This window comes from Roseivirga sp. E12, from assembly GCF_017592825.1.
Classification (GTDB): domain Bacteria; phylum Bacteroidota; class Bacteroidia; order Cytophagales; family Cyclobacteriaceae; genus Roseivirga.
In genome coordinates this window covers 142,708-158,766 of sequence record NZ_JAGFMD010000005.1, presented here as the reverse complement: position 1 = coordinate 158,766, position 16,059 = coordinate 142,708, and the positions used below count along the sequence as shown (strand labels likewise).

Below are 16,059 nucleotides of genomic sequence, written 5' to 3'. Positions count from 1 at the left end.
ACTATGAGTAGTTAGTTACCCAGGTGTTTAGGTGAAAGGGAGTCGCTCCAACGGGAGTGACTCTTTTATTTTATACCCACCAAAGTTTTCCCTCCATTTTACTATCTTATTTATCCTAAAATATCGAAGATGAAAAAGCTATTGTTTTTCACCCTTATGCTGGGTTTCCTGGTCATTTCAAATGTGAGTTTTGGCCAGCGTGTTTATGAATCTGAAGTTGCAGATACCACTATAGTGCAAAGAGAGGTATATGCTCAAATAAGAATAAGGCCTCGATTCCTATCTAATAAAGTTTCAATTCGACTCGATTATGGGCAAGAGCGAAACTTCTGGGGTGGCGATACGCGCATCAGAAATGAGAATAGTGGAAAAGTGAAGAAGTTCAATTCGGCTGTGGATGCGCTCAACTACATGAGTGCTCAGGGTTGGGAGTTTGTTTTTGCCTATACTTTGCCTTTAGGAGACGGCAGAGATAACGTTGCAGAACAGACGGCCGTTGGTCAGGAAGTGAATTTTTTAATGAAAAAACGGCTGAGGTAGTCCCGATCCATCGGTCTCATATCCTGTTCGGTCTGAATTCGCTTTGATACCTCTTGGGTCTGAGTGCAACTTTGTACATACCTTGATGTCTTTCAAGAAGTTGTAATAATCTGATATGAAAGTCGTCTTAAAGTGTAACCACTTTAAAAAATCAAGGTCCTACTATAAACTCAAACCACCATGTTCAAAAATTATATCAAGATCGCATTCCGGTCACTTCTAAAGAATCGGATTTTCTCTTTTATCAATATCACCGGACTGGCCCTAGGGATTTCAGCCAGCTTACTCATTATGCAATATGTCAACTATGAGTTGAGCTATGAGAATTTCAATGAGAATGCTTCTAAGATTTACCGTATTAAAACTAACCGCTACAATCAAGGCGAATTAAGCACAGAGTGGGCTTCTGGAGTCGTTTCCATAGGCCATTTACTCAATGAGGCATATCCTGAAGTTGAAAGGTATGCACGTCTAACATCCACTGGAGGTGTTATCTCCAAAGGCGATATAGAGTTTATGGAGAGGGACATCTACTTCGCAAATCAGGATGCCTTTAGGATCTTCGGAACGGAAATAGTAAAGGGTGATACTGAAAACGCTCTGACCGAAATGAATACAATTGCCATTTCTGAGAGCGTTGCAAAAAAGTATTTTGGAGAAACAGATCCTGTAGGAGAGACACTGATGTATAACCGCGACCGCTCTGTTACAGTCACCGCAGTATTTAAGGATATTCCTGATAACTCTCATTTTAAGTTTGATATTCTTGCCTCATGGTCAACCGCGGCACAGGGAGACTTCGCTGCTGATGCCAATCGAGTTTGGTACTGGGATGGTTATTTCAATTATATAGAACTGGCTGAGGGAGTTACTGCTGAAGCTTTTCAAGTAAAGATTGATGAGTTTGTCGAGAGTCAATGGGGCGAGGAAATGCGAAATGTGGATACCTGGATGGACTTTGAACTGCAGCCAATGGCCGATATCCACCTAAATTCAAACTTTATAGGTGAGGCCGAAGTGAACGGTGATGGTGATTCAGTTTATGCCTTGCTGGTTATTTCATTCTTTATCGTGCTGATCGCTTGGGTTAATTACATCAATCTGGCTACCGCCAAGTCAATGGAACGAGCAAGAGAGGTTGGGTTAAGAAAGGTTTTAGGGTCGCAAAAAGGCCAATTGATTAGACAATTTTTAACTGAGTCTTTCTTAGTGAACTTATTCGCGGTGATATTGGCCTTCTTAATTGTGGCTTTGGTACTACCGGCATTTGCTAACCTGACAGATCAACCGATGACAATGGCACTGTTTGCTCAACAGGGCTTCTGGTTAGGCTTAGGTGTGCTCTTTTTTGTGGGTACCTTCCTTTCAGGACTTTATCCAGCATTTGTGCTTTCATCTTTCAAACCTATTGATACCCTTAAAGGCGCAAAACTTACCTCAGGTGGAGGCGGATTGTTAAGAAAGGGATTGGTGATATTCCAGTTTATGGCTTCTGTGGGTCTGATTATAGGGACTTATACCGTTTATGAACAGATCTCATTTATGAGAAATCAAGAGCTGGGTATTGATATTGACAGAACAATGGTAATTAATGGGCCTAGTGTAACGGACTCTACCTATACCGAAAAGCTTACTGCTTTTACTGAGGTAATGAAAACAGATGCAAATGTTGAGAACGTAGTGGTGAGTACTGGCGTGCCCGGTAGAGGAGTTGGTTGGAATGCTGGAGGTATTAGAAAAGAAGGAGCACCTGACAGTGAAGGAAAGCAATATAGAGTTCTTGGGCTAGGCTATGAGTTTGTAGAGTCATATGACATGCAAGTGATTGCAGGTCGAAGTTTCTCAAGAGAATTTGGTGATGAGGAGTCGAAGATTTTGTTCTCAAGAGCAGCTGCAAAGGACTTTGGTTTTGCTGATCCTGAGGAGGCATTGGGTGAACGCATTTACTTTTGGGGTAATGTCTATACTATTATTGGTGTGATGGAAGACTATCATCATACTTCTTTAAAGGAGAATTATGACAAGTTGCTTTTTAGACTTATTCCAAATGCTGACGGCTTCTATTCAGTAAAATACAATGCTGCAAATACACAGCAGGTGGTTCAAATGGCTCAGGAAAAGTGGGCACAATTTTTCCCTGGTAATCCATTCGAGTACTTCTTCCTTGAAGATCGATTTGAAGATCAATATGAAGCTGACAAACAATTCGGCTCTGTATTTACCATCTTCTCTGGCTTGACAATTTTTGTTGCCTGCCTTGGTCTATTCGGTTTAGCAGCGTTTATGACTTCTAAGAGAATCAAGGAAATAGGAGTTAGAAAAGTATTAGGGGCTTCGGTACCAAGTATCCTGAAACTCCTTTCTACAGATTTCTTGAAGTTGATTGTAGTATCCGTGATCTTGGCAATTCCGATCGCCTACTACGGTATGGAGCAATGGTTAAATAGCTTTGCTTTTAGGATTGACCTTTATTGGTATATTTTTGCTTTCCCAGCAATGCTCGTTCTTTTGATCGCGATTGCAACAGTGAGTTTTCAAACTTCAAGAGCAGCCAAAGCAAATCCGGTGGATAGTCTACGGTACGAATAATAATTGACTGAAAAGTGAAAAAGCCACCTTGAAATAAGTCTCAAGGTGGCTTTTATTTACTTGGCTATTTCTTGCTTACCCTTTAGTCGGCCTTTGCTATCAATATTGAAGGCCCATTTGTCCTTATCGCAGTTGGGCGATCCATTTTCATTGAAACACCCTTGTCCAGTGGCCTGAATGGTATAATCACCATTGCTACGCTGCTTTATTGAGTAACCATATTCGTTATAGAAACCTCCATAGGTTTCACTCCATTCCTTTTTACCTTTTTTGTCAACCTTGATCAAGTAGATATCATAATTGCCATTACCATAGGAGCTGGTAGAACCTAATATAGCATAACCTCCATCATCGGTTGCGATCAAATCGCTTGCCTTATCGTAGCTGCTACCACCATAAATTTTAAACCATTCTTCATTACCCTCGGCATTGGTTTTAGTGAGTAAAATATCTGTGGCACGCTTTTGATAGTACTTTGTGGTATTGAGACTTATTGCTCCACCATCAGCTGTACGAATGATTACTTCATGGTTTGGCTTGTTCATTAGCAGCCCAAATCCGAGGACCGCCAGAGAAAATAATTTGATAATTTTCATTTCTGTTTCTTTTGAGTTTTATGACCTGTTTAATCCAAATACGACTAGATCGTATGTGTTGGATTTCAACAAATTAAATATATTCTCTTTTTAGAAACAAATATTATTTTAGCAAAAGAGCCTATTTGGTTGGACTAGTGTGTTTCTCAAAATCCTCAGAGTACTTCTCACTTTCAGTATTCATCCATTTGTCCCAAAAGGTAAAATACAGTCCAAAGTTGAAGCGGTATTGGGTATGATGAAGGCTGTGGTGTGTGGCACCAATCATCCATTTTCCCAGCCAGTGCTTATGAAATCCCTTTGGGTAGATTTCTACATTCGAATGATTGATCGCACTTGTCAAGGTCATAAAGGTCAATAGCGTAACAATCGTCCAGTAGTGCATAGGCAAGAAGAGAATTACGAGGGGTATAATCACTGACTGTAAGATTCCCTCACCCGGATGAAATGAAAATGAGGTCCATGGAGAAGTGATATGACTGTCATGATGGACTTTGTGTATCAAGCGATAGACTTTGGGTTTATGCATCCAGCGATGAAGCCAGTAATAATAGGTCTCGTGAATCAATGCTGCAATAAGAAAGCTTACAGGCATCCACCACCAACCATATTGGTCTATATCTTCATAAATAGCAGTATAGCCCTTCTGCCATAGCACCACCATGCCAGCCCCTGCTAGGGCGAAGAATAGAGAAGTAAGTGTAGACCACATCACCTCACGTCTGTATTGCTTTTTGTCTTTGGTAGGAGGAAGAACCTTTCTACCTCGGAAGTCCTTCGGATCTATGATATAGAAGACAATATAGAAGATACCAGCTACTAAGGTATACCTGAATACAACCATCAAAAACATGAGGGCAGTAAGGGTGAGAAATGTCAATGGATCTGTAAAGTCGTATTGATGCATTGAATCAGTTGATGCAATAATTAGCTTTTGTGAAATTAGGGAACAAATGAATCAATTCTTAGGTTTTAGAATTGCTTAATTAGATAGTGATGAAAGGAAAGTTTGAGACATTGATTGATCAGGATACTCCCGTTTTAGTGGATTTCTATGCGGACTGGTGTGGTCCCTGCCAAATGATGGCGCCTGTCCTGAAGGAGGTAGCTCAAGAAATGGGAGACAAGGTGAAGGTGATCAAAATAGATGTAGATAAGAACCAGCCCATTGCTCAACGCTTTGGGGTAAGGAGCATTCCTACATTGATTCTATTTAAAAATGGAAAGGTTGTAGAGAATAAGGCGGGTGTTATGACTAAGCGTGATTTAGCCCAGATGATCGAAAGGGCATCATAATCTTGAAATTTGTACATTTCGGATACTATGGACATATACTTGTACGACAATAACTTATTCGCATTTCAGATTTTGACATTCTTGCATATTGCATTAATGTTTTTTGCTTTCTATAGATTGTACAATGACGTTAGCCCTGGAACACAGAGGCTTTTCAGCTTTCTTCTGCTTTTGTTTGTTCCAATCGTAGGATCATTGATTTATCTCAAACTCGAGTCTAAGTCAAGAAGGAATCGAAAATTTACTTTAGATCGTAAGGCCTAATTAGAAGACGCACTACTCGGTGCCTTAACGCCTGACAGTCCACGAACAGTTTTAGCAATACCGGCTACATCGAAATTGCATTCTCCATGTAGTTGCTCCTGAGTTCCGTGTTCTACAATGGCATCAGGAATTCCCAGTCTTACTACTTTGGCGGCATAACCGTTATCTGCCATAAACTCTAGCACTGCACTACCAAAACCTCCCATAACACAGCCATCTTCGACTGTAATCACTTTCTTGAAGTTTCTGAAAATATCATGAAGTAACTCTTCGTCAAGAGGCTTGACAAATCGCATGTCGTAGTGAGCAGGATTCAATCCTTCTTCTGCCAGTTGTTCTCTTGCCGTGACGGCATAATTTCCAATATGACCGATAGTTAGAATCGCAACATTTTCTCCATCTGCAATTTTTCTACCGGTACCAATGGTCATTTTCTTCATCTCAGTTCTCCACTCTGGCATAACACCAGTTCCTCTTGGGTATCTGATGGTAAAAGCTTGCCCTTCGCGTGGTAATTGAGAAGTGTACATCATATTACGCAGTTCTGCTTCATTCATAGGAGCAGCAACAATCATATTGGGGATGCATCGCATGTAAGCAATGTCATAAGCACCGTGGTGTGTTGGGCCGTCAGCACCAGCAAAACCTGCTCTGTCTAGGCAGAACGTCACGGGAAGGTTTTGAATACAGACATCATGAATGACCTGATCAAAGGCACGCTGCATAAATGTACTGTAGATATTACAGAAAGGAATCAAGCCTTGAGTGGCTAAGCCTGCCGAGAATGTGACGGCATGCTGTTCGGCAATTCCAACATCAAAAGCACGGTCAGGCATAGCCTTCATCATGATGTTCATGGAAGAGCCAGAAGGCATCGCTGGGGTAATTCCCATAACCTTGTCGTTCTGCTCAGCCAATTCTACCAGCGTGTGGCCGAAAACATCTTGATACTTTGGTGGTTGAGGTGCATCAGGTACTTTCTTAAATACTTCGCCTGTTACTTTGTCAAACTTACCAGGAGCATGCCATTTAGTGGCATTTCCTTCTTCAGCAGGTTTGTACCCTTTACCCTTTACCGTAACGCAGTGAAGGATTTTAGGTCCTGGAATATCTTTAAGGTCCTTGAGCACATTGGTCAAATGATGCACATCATGACCATCTACTGGCCCGAAATACCTGAGGTTCAGTGCTTCGAAAAGATTACTCTGCTTCAGAAGCAACGACTTCATTGAGTGTTCAACTTTTGAAATAACCTCTTGCGCACTCTTTCCAAACTTTGAGAACTTGCTCAATAGTTTCCAAACGTCATCTTTAGCCTTGTTATAGGTGTGCGATGTTGTGACGTCTGTCAAATAATCTTTTAGCGCACCAACGTTAGGATCAATTGACATGCAGTTGTCATTCAGAATGATCAGCACGTTGGCATTGGTATCACCCGCATGGTTCATGCCCTCGAAGGCAAGTCCCCCAGTCATGGCACCATCACCTATTACGGCAATATGTTGTCGATCGTCTTTCTTGTATTGGTTGGCTATTGCCATTCCCAAGGCTGCAGAAATAGAAGTAGAAGAGTGGCCGACACCAAAAGTATCATAGTCACTTTCTTTCCGCTTAGGGAAGCCAGAAAGACCTTTGTAAATTCTGTTGCTATGGAAGACATCACGTCTTCCTGTTAATATTTTGTGGCCATAGGCCTGATGCCCAACATCCCATACCAACTGATCTTTTGGGGTATTGAAGATGTAGTGAAGTGCCACAGTCAATTCAACTACACCCAGAGAAGCTCCAAAGTGTCCACCATAAACGGAGACATTGTCTACAATGAATTGACGCAACTCATCACAGACCTTCACTAATTGGGTCTGATCTAATTGCTTTAAATCGGCAGGGGAATCAATTTTGGAAAGTAGGGGTCCTGGCTCTATCAACATAGATTTTTAAAACTAATGCCTTATCAACAACACTACGTGTTAAATGTTTGGCTTAGATTTTTAATCAACCCCCAAAATTAAAAATTATTTTGGCTCCAAATGAGACATTTAGTCATTCTCTATATATTTGATTGAAAACGCTTTATAATCGTTGAGTTTCGAAATAAAACTTCCGCTCTTTGAAGGTCCCTTTGACCTGCTTTTATTCTTTATCCAAAGAGACGAACTCGATATTCACGACATTCCGATTAACAAAATCACTTCTGATTTTCTTGATTACCTGCATCGTTTGGAGCAAATGAATGTAGAAGTGGCTAGCGAATTCATCTTAGTCGCTGCCACATTGATGCGGATAAAAGCAAAAATGTTACTCCCTAGACCAGTTTTGGATGAAGAGGGGAATGAGGTAGATCCTCGTGAAGAGCTCGTTCGTCATCTGCTGGAGTACAAAAAGTATAAATCGGTAATAGAAGAATTGAGCAATCTAGAAGGTGATCGCCTTCAGAAAGAGAAGCGAGGTAATATTACTAAGGAACTGAGAAAACTAGCAGAGAGCAGCAATGTTGAAGCAGAACTTCAAGATATCGACCTCTATAAACTCTTGAAAGTTTACCAAAGAGTCGTTTCTCGTTTTGAGTATGAACAGAAAAAACCAACACATCAGGTAGTTCAGTACCCATATTCCATTAGCACTCAGCGCCAGTTTGTACTTGATAAGCTTGCAGATTCTCCTAGGCTCTCATTTACTGAGCTGATTGCCTTTGAACCGAATAAGATTGCAGTGATTTTTAATTTTCTTTCAATTCTTGATCTACTCCAAATGCGTAAGATTACAATGCATTTAGGCGAGGGCTTCAATAATTTTTGGGTCGAAAAAATCGAAGATCAACTGGTCACAGAATAGACTTCTGAACCCTCTACATCCCAGTTATTCATGTGTCTTAGCAAGTTAAGGCATAAAAAAAGCGGCAATAAGCCGCTTCAAGATAGAATTATTCTAATTCCTAGAATCTTTCACCCATTGAGAAGTAGAAGTTTCCTTCAATAGCCGCATTCTCGTCAGAATCTGAACCGTGAACAGCATTTTCTCCAATAGACTTAGCATAGATCTTTCTGATAGTACCTTCCGCAGCATCTGCAGGGTTAGTAGCACCAATTAAAGTTCTGAAGTCTTCAACAGCATTATCTTTTTCAAGAATTGCTGCAACGATAGGCCCAGAAGACATGTAGTCTACTAGCTCACCGTAAAAAGGTCTTTCTTTATGTACTTCGTAGAATTTACCAGCTAACTCAGTAGTCAATCTGGTATATTTCATAGCAATGATTTTAAAACCCGCTTCCTCGATCATTTTAATGATCCCACCAATGTTACCATCCGCTACTGCATCAGGCTTAATCATTGTGAATGTTCTGTTAGTTGCCATAATCGTTTTATAGTTCCTTTTTAAAATTCGAGCGCAAAAATAGAAGATAATTTTTAATAAGAGAGACCCTGATAATGAATCTTTTGACGACTTAATATTCAGATAATCAAGGTCTCTTTGATTGTTTCGTAGCCGATTTCTTGACAACTTTGCCGATTCTTGACGGACCGACTTTGTCGGAAGCAGTGCATGCAGAACTTAGAGTTATTAAAATCCAAGCTTAGTAGCCCCAGTAAAATAGTCATTACCACGCACGTGAAACCTGATGCTGATGCATTGGGCTCATCATTAGGTATGGCCAATTACTTGATAAAAAAAGGCCATGATGTCCAAGTGATTACTCCATCTGAGTATCCCGCTTTTTTACATTGGATGAAAGGCAATGATGATGTTTTGGTTTATAGTGAAGACACTCACGAGGCCTCACAATCTTTAATGAATCAGGCCGAAGTAATCATAACACTCGACTTTTCTGTTTTAAGCAGAATCAATCAGTTGGGAGAAATGGTCAAGGAAGCGAATGGATTTAAAGTAAATGTAGATCATCATTTAGACCCTGAAGATTTTGCTGACTTCCGACTTTGGAATACTGGAGCAGCTGCGACATGCGAACTTTGTTACGAATTGATTGTGGCATTGGGAGATCGTGACCTAATAGATAAAGATATTGCCGAATGCCTCTATGCCGGTATAATGACCGATACTGGAGGGTTCAGGCATCCTAATACTACACAAAACGTTCATGAAGTAGTCGCTAATTTGATTGCTCATGGAGCAGATAATAGTCGTGTCTCTAAAGAGATATATGACAAGAACTCCATAAATAGACTTCGCTTCCTTGGGTATGCACTTAGCCAGAATTTGCAGGTTCTTCCTGAGAGCCGTGTTGCTTTTTTTGCGTTATCAGAAGATGAGTTACAGAAGTATAATTCAAAAACTGGTGATACTGAAGGTTTGGTCAATTACGCACTATCCATTGAGGGTATCACTCTTGCTGGATTGTTTAAAGAGTCGTCTGACGGGGTGAAAATCTCTTTAAGATCAATTGGGAAGTTTCCTGCTAACGAAGTTGCTAACAAATACTTTAATGGTGGAGGTCATCGCAATGCAGCCGGGGGTAAGGTTGATATCTCTCTAGAAGAGGCTGTGAATCGCTTTAAAGGAGTTTTGGGGGAATACAAAGACCAACTGGAGGAAGAATACAGAAGACTATGAAAAGAAGTGTTTTCACATTGTTGGTAAGTCTTTTGGTGCTGGTTGTCGCTTGTGATCAAACTCCGCCATATGTTGTCTTGGAATCTGGTTTGAAGTATAGGTTATTAGATGATAAGGGAGCAGATAAGCCAAAAATGGGAGATGTGATCTTCATGGATATGGCTCATTATTTGGGCGATTCCTTAATTTTTCAGACAGATGAAGGTGGATTCTTTATTAATCCAAATATTGGAGCACCACCAGCAATCCGCGAAGTATTAAACTTAACTGGTGAAGGAGACAGTCTTCAAATTCAAATGTCTCTTGGTGAGTATGCGAGCTTTACCGGCCTTCCTATTTCCCCTAGAATGGATACCACGCAGTTAGTTACATGGAATATCCGAGTAACCGAAATAGAGAACGAATCCACGGTTCTCGAAAGAAATAGAGTAGCACAAGCCAAGAGAGATAAAGAATTAATTGAAGCTTTTGTCGTTAACAATAATTTAGAAGCCTCTACAACCGAAGAAGGTGTCTATTACGTATCTTTGCAAGAAGGAAACGGTGTTTTTCCGAAGAATGGAGATGAAGTATTCTTAAAGTACTCAATGTCTCTGCTTGATGGAACACTGATTGATACAAGCAGTGAGGCGATTGCCAGAGAGAATGATATGTTTAACCCTAACAGAGTATATGGGCCAAGGTCTTTTGTTTTGGGGGACAGAGAAATTCTTCAAGGATGGAATATTGGGATACCCAAGTTTAGTAAAGGGGGGAAAGGAAGACTCCTAATTCCTTCATACTTGGCTTACGGTACTTCAGGTTTTGGATCGCAAATTGGACCTAACACAGTAATAGTTTTTGATGTGGAATTAGTTGACATTAAGTGATGAAGAGATTAGTATACCTTTTACCTATTTTGTTTTGTCTGATTGCCTCATGCGATCAGGACAATATCTTTGATGAAGCGGAGCAACTCCGTGTAGATGTCGATCTAATTGAGAACTACCTCTCGGAGAATAATCTTGTGGCCGATACGCTTAGACCTAGTGAAATAAGAATCGTTGTTAACCAAGAAGGTACAGGCCCTAAGCCTGAGTTTGGAAGCACTGTTATTGTCGATTACAGAGGGTATCTTTTGGATGGAACAGAGTTTGATTCCTCAATTGGTTTAGATCCTATTGATGTAGTGATTGGCCGAGGTGATGTAATTCAAGGTTGGGAGATCGCCCTTCAGGAAATGAACGCTGGTACCATGGCAACTATCTTCATACCATCGGGTTTTGGTTATGGTAACAATCGACAGGGATTATTTATTCCTCCTAACTCAGTTCTGGTTTTCGACATCCAAGTCTTAGATGTAAGATAGCAAAGTGCCCATGGGCACTTTTTCTTTAGGCATGAAAAAAATTTGCTTCGCAACTAATAATCTGCACAAGCTGGAAGAGGTGAAAACGATCCTTGGTGATCGTTTTGAAGTTCAATCTCTAAATGAGATTGGCTTTAAAGGTGAGTTGCCAGAAACTCATGAGACGCTCGAAGAGAATTCTTTGGAAAAAGCACAATACCTTTTTGATAAGTTTCAAATGCCAGTTTTCTCTGATGACTCGGGGTTGGAAGTAGTTGCATTGAACGGTAGGCCAGGGGTTCATACGGCTCACTATGCTGGCGACCGAAATGCTGTTAAAAACATGGACAAAGTATTGTCTGAGTTAAGCCCTTCTGATAGTAGAGAAGCTCAATTTCGGGCAGTAGTGACTTATATTGATAATTCTGGAGTATACCAATTTGAAGGTATTATTAAAGGCACAGTTGCTTCAGAAAAGATAGGCGAAGATGGTTTTGGCTATGATCCAATCTTTATTCCCGAAGGTTATACCAAAACTTTTGCAGAGCTGTCAGCTGAAGTAAAAAATACAATGAGTCATCGAAAAAGGTCAGTTGAAAAACTGGCTGCTTTTCTAAATAAACTGAATTAACGCTAAGCTTTCTATTTTTGCATTATGGAAAAGCCATACATCATTGGTATTACAGGTGGAAGTGGTTCTGGTAAAACCAGATTCCTCAAACAATTGATTGAAGGGTTCGATGGTAGGTATGTAACCTGTATATCTCAGGATGATTATTATAGGCCAAGGGAGTATCAATTGGTTGACAAGAATGGTGAGTTAAACTTTGATAGACCCGAGTCCATCGACTATGAACACTTTGCCTCTGATCTTAAAGCACTAAGTGAGGGCAGAAGTATTCAAAAGGAGGAATATACCTTTAACAATCCCAATGCAGAGGCTAAGACCTTGGTGAGAAAGTCTGCCCCAGTGATTTTGGTTGAGGGAATTTTCATATTTCACTATAAAAAAATCTCAGAGTTAATTGACCTTAAGGTGTTTATTGACGCAAGAGATTATGTCAAACTTCAGCGTAGACTAAGACGAGATAGAGAAGAACGTGGCTATGATGCGGATGACGTGCTTTACAAATATGAGAACCATATTATGCCTTCCTATCAGAAATATATTGAGCCATATAAAGAGGAGGCAGATCTAGTTGTCCCGAACAATCGAGATTTTGACAAGGCACTTCATGTGATAAAAGCGGCCATACAGAGCAAAATAATGCCTGCTGGCTGATATTTTCTTCGATCGTTTTACTAAATTCGTGCCGCTGAATGAAAATCCAAAAGAACATATCAGGTTTTAAAAGATCGCTATTTTTCCTTCTAGGAATTTTTGTGGCCGTCTTTGTGGTCTGTCAAGAGGTGATTAGCCATCAGAGCAATCAGATATGTGAGGAAATCATTGAGGCAGATGAAGAGTCGGAAAAGGTTCCACAAAGAGATATAGTCTATTCACTCACCTCACAGGTAATATTACCGATTAGTGGTATAGAGCTAGAGCCTTTTCAAGCAATATTCATAGGAGAAGTTATTCGCGAAACAGAAGAGAAAGTCCCTTTCTTACCTGAAGTCGCGCTATACGATTCTCCGCATTTTAAGACTTTGTTTCGGCAGTTTCAATCGCCAAACGCACCCTAACGATACATTTGATCAAATAGATGCATCTTAATCCAAAGATGTATTCCTTGAGCGTCTTCGCTCAAATAACTCATTAAATCTTTTTGAATAACCATTAATACCAATGAAAAATAAGAATACAATCGTTTTTCTGACAGTCGTCATTACAGCGCTTTGTTTGTATTACCTATCGATTACCTTCTTTTCAAGAGGGATACAAGCAGATGCCGTAGAATATGCTCAGAATGAATCAGGCGTAGTCGATCAGACAAAAAAACAAGCCTATTTAGATTCCATTTGGATGGAACCAGTGCTTAACATCTTAGGCGCAGAATTTACATACAAAGACATTAAGGAGATTGAATTAAACCTTGGGCTTGACCTTCAAGGTGGTATGCATGTCACCTTAGAAGTCTCTCCAATCGAGATTATCAAAGGTCTTTCGGGAAATAGTCAAGATGCAGACTTTTTAACCGCTATCGATTTGGCGGCAGAACGTCAAAGGAATAGCCAGGCTCCATATACGGAACTATTTGAGCAAGCTTACAACGAAACTGCTCCAGGCGGAAAACTAAGCAGAATCTTTGCTAATGCAGCCAATAGTGGTAGGGTGAGCTTTGAGTCTACCAATTCAGATGTAATGGGTGTGATCAACGAAGAAGTTGATTTGGCAATTGACCGTGCATTCCAGATTCTGAGAACAAGAGTTGACCGTTTTGGTACTTCTCAGCCAAACATTCAAAGGCTCCAAGGAACAGGTAGAATTCAAATTGAACTACCAGGTGTTGACAATCCAGCAAGGGTAAGAAAACTTCTTCAAGGTGTTGCAAAGCTAGAATTCTGGGAGGTTTATGAGCCGAACGAAATTGCTTCTACTCTGAACGCAATCAACACTGAATTAGATAAAATCGAGACTGCAGCCAAGTCTGCAGTAGCCACTGATCTGGCTTCAGAAATACAGCCAGCGGCTACACAAAGTGAGAACTCACTTGAGGCAGAATTACCACAAGCTGCAGATACCACGGTTGCCGATTCAACAGAGACTAGTACTCCTGGAGTATCAAGCTTCTTTGCTTTACAGAGACAGGGACCTTATCAAGGATTCTTCTATGACTTAGCCGATACCGGAAAGATCAACAGAATCTTTAATAATGATGCGATTGCAAGACTAATCCCAAGCAACCTCGCTTTCAAATGGGGTGTTAAGGCTGAGGAAGGAACTGAGCTACTACAGCTTTTTGCAATTAAGTCTGCAAGAGGTGAGGCACCACTAACAGGTGAGGTTGTGACTGATGCTCGTCAAAGCCTTGACGAAAGAGCACGCCCTGCGGTTAGCATGCAGATGAACTCTATAGGTGCCAAGAAATGGAAGAACCTAACAGGTGCCAACATCAACAGACGTGTTGCCATCGTACTTGACAACTATGTATATACTGCACCAAATGTAAATGGTGAGATACCAAATGGTAGCTCTCAAATCATGGGTAACTTCACTGTAGAAGAGGCTCAGGATTTGGCTAATATCTTAAAGGCAGGATCGCTTCCAGCACCAACTAGAATTGTTGAAGAAGCAGTTGTAGGTCCAACATTGGGTATCGAAGCACAAAGACAGGGTGTTACATCAATTTTGGCTGGTCTTCTAATCGTGGTCATCTTCATGATCGCGTATTATGCTAAGGGTGGTATTGTCGCTAACGTGGCCTTACTATTCAACATCTTCTTTATTATGGGGATTTTGGCCAACCTTAGTGCGGCATTAACCTTACCAGGTATTGCAGGTATTGTACTTACCATTGGTATGTCTATTGATGCGAACGTTCTGATTTTTGAAAGAATTAGAGAAGAGCTTCGCAATGGTATTCCATTGTTGCAAGCAATCAGCTCTGGTTATAAGAAAGCATATAGCTCGATTATAGATGCAAACGTAACGACATTCCTAACGGGTCTTATCTTGTACTTCTTAGGTCAGGGTCCTGTGAAAGGATTTGCTATCACATTGATGATTGGTATTATCTGTTCTTTCTTCTCAGCAGTATTCATCACAAGAGTTATTGTGACTTGGATGACTAAGAGAGGAAATGAAAGCAATATTTCGTTCGATACGCCATTGTCTAGAGGATGGTTGACTAACATCAACATTGACTTCCTAGGCAAACGTAGATTAGCCTATATGATTTCAGTAATCGTTATCGCTGTTGGCGCAATTGCGCTTTCGACTAATGGTTTGAGATTAGGTGTTGACTTCAAAGGTGGTAGATCTTATGTAGTTAAGTTTGACCAGCCGATGGTAGCATCTGATGTTAAAGCTTCACTTTCAAGTGGAGTGTTTACGGAAGATGGTGTTGAGGTAAAAGAGTACAACGCCAGTAATATTCTGAAGGTGACTACTTCCTACAAAGTTGACGAAGAGTCAACCGAAGTAGATAATGAAGTAAGAGGCACTTTGGTAACGGGTCTTGCATCAGCAACGGGTAAAACCTTTGTGGACGGAAAGCTTAATCCTGATGCTGGTGAATTCACAATCATTGGATCTTCAAAAGTAGGTGCAACTATCGCTGATGATATCAAGAACTCGTCTTACAAATCATTCGGATTCTCAATTCTTGCAATCTTTATTTACATCCTAATCAGGTTTAGAAGATGGCAATTCTCATTGGGTGCGATTGTGGCATTGGTTCATGATGCATTCATTGTACTATCAGCATTTGCAATAGCAGGTTGGTTTGGTATTAGCTTCGAGATTGATCAGGTCTTTATTGCCGCCCTGTTGACCATTATAGGTTACTCTATAAATGATACAGTGGTAGTGTTTGACCGTATTCGTGAGAACTTGCAACTGAAAGGGTCTAAAGATCTGATCGGAACATTCAACGAATCAATCAACTCTACGATCAGCCGTACCTTGATTACTTCAATGACGACATTAATTGTAGTACTCGTACTATTCATCTTTGGTGGCGAAGTGTTGAGAGGATTCTCTTTCGCATTATTGATCGGTATTCTAGTAGGTACTTATTCTTCAGTTTTTGTAGCAACGCCAACTGTTGTTGACTTAACTAAGAAGACTTTGGGTGCCGCTGCTGATAGAGAAAAAGAATCGGCAAGAGCTAGAGCAAGTGCTAAGGCAGAAGCTACTGCACAGCAAGCTTAATCTAGGATTAGATATAAAACTAAAATGCCATCCCGATTATTCGGGATGGCATTTTTTATGA

General features: G+C 40.6%; 15 protein-coding genes. 11 read left to right on the top strand and 4 right to left on the bottom strand.

Annotated features, from left to right (window positions below; translation table 11 throughout):
- Positions 1 to 129: 129 nt before the first annotated feature.
- Together J4E76_RS13065 and J4E76_RS13060 are read left to right on the top strand one after the other, a co-directional pair.
- Positions 130 to 540, top strand: a complete 411-nt coding sequence (locus J4E76_RS13065; RefSeq protein ID WP_208504842.1) for a hypothetical protein — start codon at positions 130 to 132, stop codon at positions 538 to 540.
- Positions 541 to 720: 180 nt separating this feature from the next.
- On the top strand, positions 721 to 3,129 hold the full coding sequence (locus J4E76_RS13060) for an ABC transporter permease (RefSeq protein ID WP_208504840.1): 2,409 nt from the start codon (positions 721 to 723) through the stop codon (positions 3,127 to 3,129).
- Between the two features lie 56 nt (positions 3,130 to 3,185).
- Here the strand turns inward: J4E76_RS13060 and J4E76_RS13055 are convergent, their stop codons facing one another.
- Together J4E76_RS13055 and J4E76_RS13050 are read right to left on the bottom strand one after the other, a co-directional pair.
- Positions 3,186 to 3,725: a hypothetical protein gene (locus J4E76_RS13055; protein ID WP_208504838.1), complete on the bottom strand. Its 540-nt coding sequence runs from the start codon at positions 3,723 to 3,725 to the stop codon at positions 3,186 to 3,188.
- Between the two features lie 121 nt (positions 3,726 to 3,846).
- Positions 3,847 to 4,632, bottom strand: coding sequence for a sterol desaturase family protein (locus tag J4E76_RS13050; protein ID WP_208504836.1), 786 nt, complete (start codon positions 4,630 to 4,632; stop codon positions 3,847 to 3,849).
- An 89-nt stretch (positions 4,633 to 4,721) separates the two neighbouring features.
- Between J4E76_RS13050 and trxA the strand changes: the two genes are divergently transcribed.
- Positions 4,722 to 5,021, top strand: coding sequence for a thioredoxin (gene trxA, locus J4E76_RS13045; protein WP_236017453.1), 300 nt, complete (start codon positions 4,722 to 4,724; stop codon positions 5,019 to 5,021).
- A 260-nt stretch (positions 5,022 to 5,281) separates the two neighbouring features.
- Here the strand turns inward: trxA and dxs are convergent, their stop codons facing one another.
- Positions 5,282 to 7,216, bottom strand: a complete 1,935-nt coding sequence (dxs, locus tag J4E76_RS13040) for a 1-deoxy-D-xylulose-5-phosphate synthase (RefSeq protein WP_208504832.1) — start codon at positions 7,214 to 7,216, stop codon at positions 5,282 to 5,284.
- Between the two features lie 151 nt (positions 7,217 to 7,367).
- On the opposite strand from dxs, the gene J4E76_RS13035 reads away from it, so the two are divergent.
- Positions 7,368 to 8,120 carry a ScpA family protein gene (locus J4E76_RS13035; protein WP_208504831.1) on the top strand — a complete coding sequence of 251 codons (753 nt, stop codon included), beginning with the start codon at positions 7,368 to 7,370 and terminating at the stop codon, positions 8,118 to 8,120.
- Positions 8,121 to 8,220: 100 nt separating this feature from the next.
- Here the strand turns inward: J4E76_RS13035 and J4E76_RS13030 are convergent, their stop codons facing one another.
- The gene (locus J4E76_RS13030; RefSeq protein ID WP_208504829.1) at positions 8,221 to 8,640 is read right to left on the bottom strand and encodes a nucleoside-diphosphate kinase; all 420 of its coding nucleotides are present in this window, start codon (positions 8,638 to 8,640) and stop codon (positions 8,221 to 8,223) included.
- A 189-nt stretch (positions 8,641 to 8,829) separates the two neighbouring features.
- On the opposite strand from J4E76_RS13030, the gene J4E76_RS13025 reads away from it, so the two are divergent.
- From J4E76_RS13025 to secDF, 7 genes are all read left to right on the top strand, one after another.
- On the top strand, positions 8,830 to 9,855 hold the full coding sequence (locus J4E76_RS13025) for a bifunctional oligoribonuclease/PAP phosphatase NrnA (RefSeq protein WP_208504827.1): 1,026 nt from the start codon (positions 8,830 to 8,832) through the stop codon (positions 9,853 to 9,855).
- Positions 9,852 to 10,724: an FKBP-type peptidyl-prolyl cis-trans isomerase gene (locus J4E76_RS13020; RefSeq protein ID WP_208504825.1), complete on the top strand. Its 873-nt coding sequence runs from the start codon at positions 9,852 to 9,854 to the stop codon at positions 10,722 to 10,724. The genes J4E76_RS13025 and J4E76_RS13020 overlap by 4 nt, the downstream gene beginning before the upstream one ends.
- Positions 10,724 to 11,203 (top strand): FKBP-type peptidyl-prolyl cis-trans isomerase, encoded by a 480-nt coding sequence (locus tag J4E76_RS13015; RefSeq protein ID WP_208504823.1) that lies wholly within the window; start codon positions 10,724 to 10,726, stop codon positions 11,201 to 11,203. Before J4E76_RS13020 ends, J4E76_RS13015 begins: the two co-directional genes overlap by 1 nt.
- Before the next feature lie 31 nt (positions 11,204 to 11,234).
- A complete protein-coding gene (gene rdgB / locus J4E76_RS13010) occupies positions 11,235 to 11,813 on the top strand; it encodes an RdgB/HAM1 family non-canonical purine NTP pyrophosphatase (protein ID WP_208504821.1) in 579 nt (192 codons plus the stop codon).
- Between the two features lie 24 nt (positions 11,814 to 11,837).
- Positions 11,838 to 12,464, top strand: coding sequence for a uridine kinase (gene udk / locus J4E76_RS13005; RefSeq protein ID WP_208504819.1), 627 nt, complete (start codon positions 11,838 to 11,840; stop codon positions 12,462 to 12,464).
- 38 nt (positions 12,465 to 12,502) lie between these two features.
- Complete coding sequence (locus tag J4E76_RS13000) at positions 12,503 to 12,868, top strand: hypothetical protein (protein ID WP_208504817.1); 366 nt, start codon at positions 12,503 to 12,505, stop codon at positions 12,866 to 12,868.
- A gap of 103 nt (positions 12,869 to 12,971) precedes the next feature.
- Complete coding sequence (gene secDF, locus J4E76_RS12995) at positions 12,972 to 15,998, top strand: protein translocase subunit SecDF (RefSeq protein WP_208504815.1); 3,027 nt, start codon at positions 12,972 to 12,974, stop codon at positions 15,996 to 15,998.
- The last annotated feature ends 61 nt before the right edge of the window (positions 15,999 to 16,059 follow it).

Bases quoted from the DNA above. Each gene is read 5' to 3' on its own strand.
- J4E76_RS13065 (WP_208504842.1), top strand. From the start codon at position 130: ATGAAAAAGCTATTGTTTTTCACCCTTATGCTGGGTTTCCTGGTCATT.
- J4E76_RS13060 (WP_208504840.1), top strand. From the start codon at position 721: ATGTTCAAAAATTATATCAAGATCGCATTCCGGTCACTTCTAAAGAAT.
- J4E76_RS13055 (WP_208504838.1), bottom strand. From the start codon at position 3,725: ATGAAAATTATCAAATTATTTTCTCTGGCGGTCCTCGGATTTGGGCTG.
- J4E76_RS13050 (WP_208504836.1), bottom strand. From the start codon at position 4,632: ATGCATCAATACGACTTTACAGATCCATTGACATTTCTCACCCTTACT.
- trxA (WP_236017453.1), top strand. From the start codon at position 4,722: ATGAAAGGAAAGTTTGAGACATTGATTGATCAGGATACTCCCGTTTTA.
- dxs (WP_208504832.1), bottom strand. From the start codon at position 7,216: ATGTTGATAGAGCCAGGACCCCTACTTTCCAAAATTGATTCCCCTGCC.
- J4E76_RS13030 (WP_208504829.1), bottom strand. From the start codon at position 8,640: ATGGCAACTAACAGAACATTCACAATGATTAAGCCTGATGCAGTAGCG.
- J4E76_RS13025 (WP_208504827.1), top strand. From the start codon at position 8,830: ATGCAGAACTTAGAGTTATTAAAATCCAAGCTTAGTAGCCCCAGTAAA.
- J4E76_RS13020 (WP_208504825.1), top strand. From the start codon at position 9,852: ATGAAAAGAAGTGTTTTCACATTGTTGGTAAGTCTTTTGGTGCTGGTT.
- J4E76_RS13015 (WP_208504823.1), top strand. From the start codon at position 10,724: ATGAAGAGATTAGTATACCTTTTACCTATTTTGTTTTGTCTGATTGCC.
- rdgB (WP_208504821.1), top strand. From the start codon at position 11,235: ATGAAAAAAATTTGCTTCGCAACTAATAATCTGCACAAGCTGGAAGAG.
- udk (WP_208504819.1), top strand. From the start codon at position 11,838: ATGGAAAAGCCATACATCATTGGTATTACAGGTGGAAGTGGTTCTGGT.
- J4E76_RS13000 (WP_208504817.1), top strand. From the start codon at position 12,503: ATGAAAATCCAAAAGAACATATCAGGTTTTAAAAGATCGCTATTTTTC.
- secDF (WP_208504815.1), top strand. From the start codon at position 12,972: ATGAAAAATAAGAATACAATCGTTTTTCTGACAGTCGTCATTACAGCG.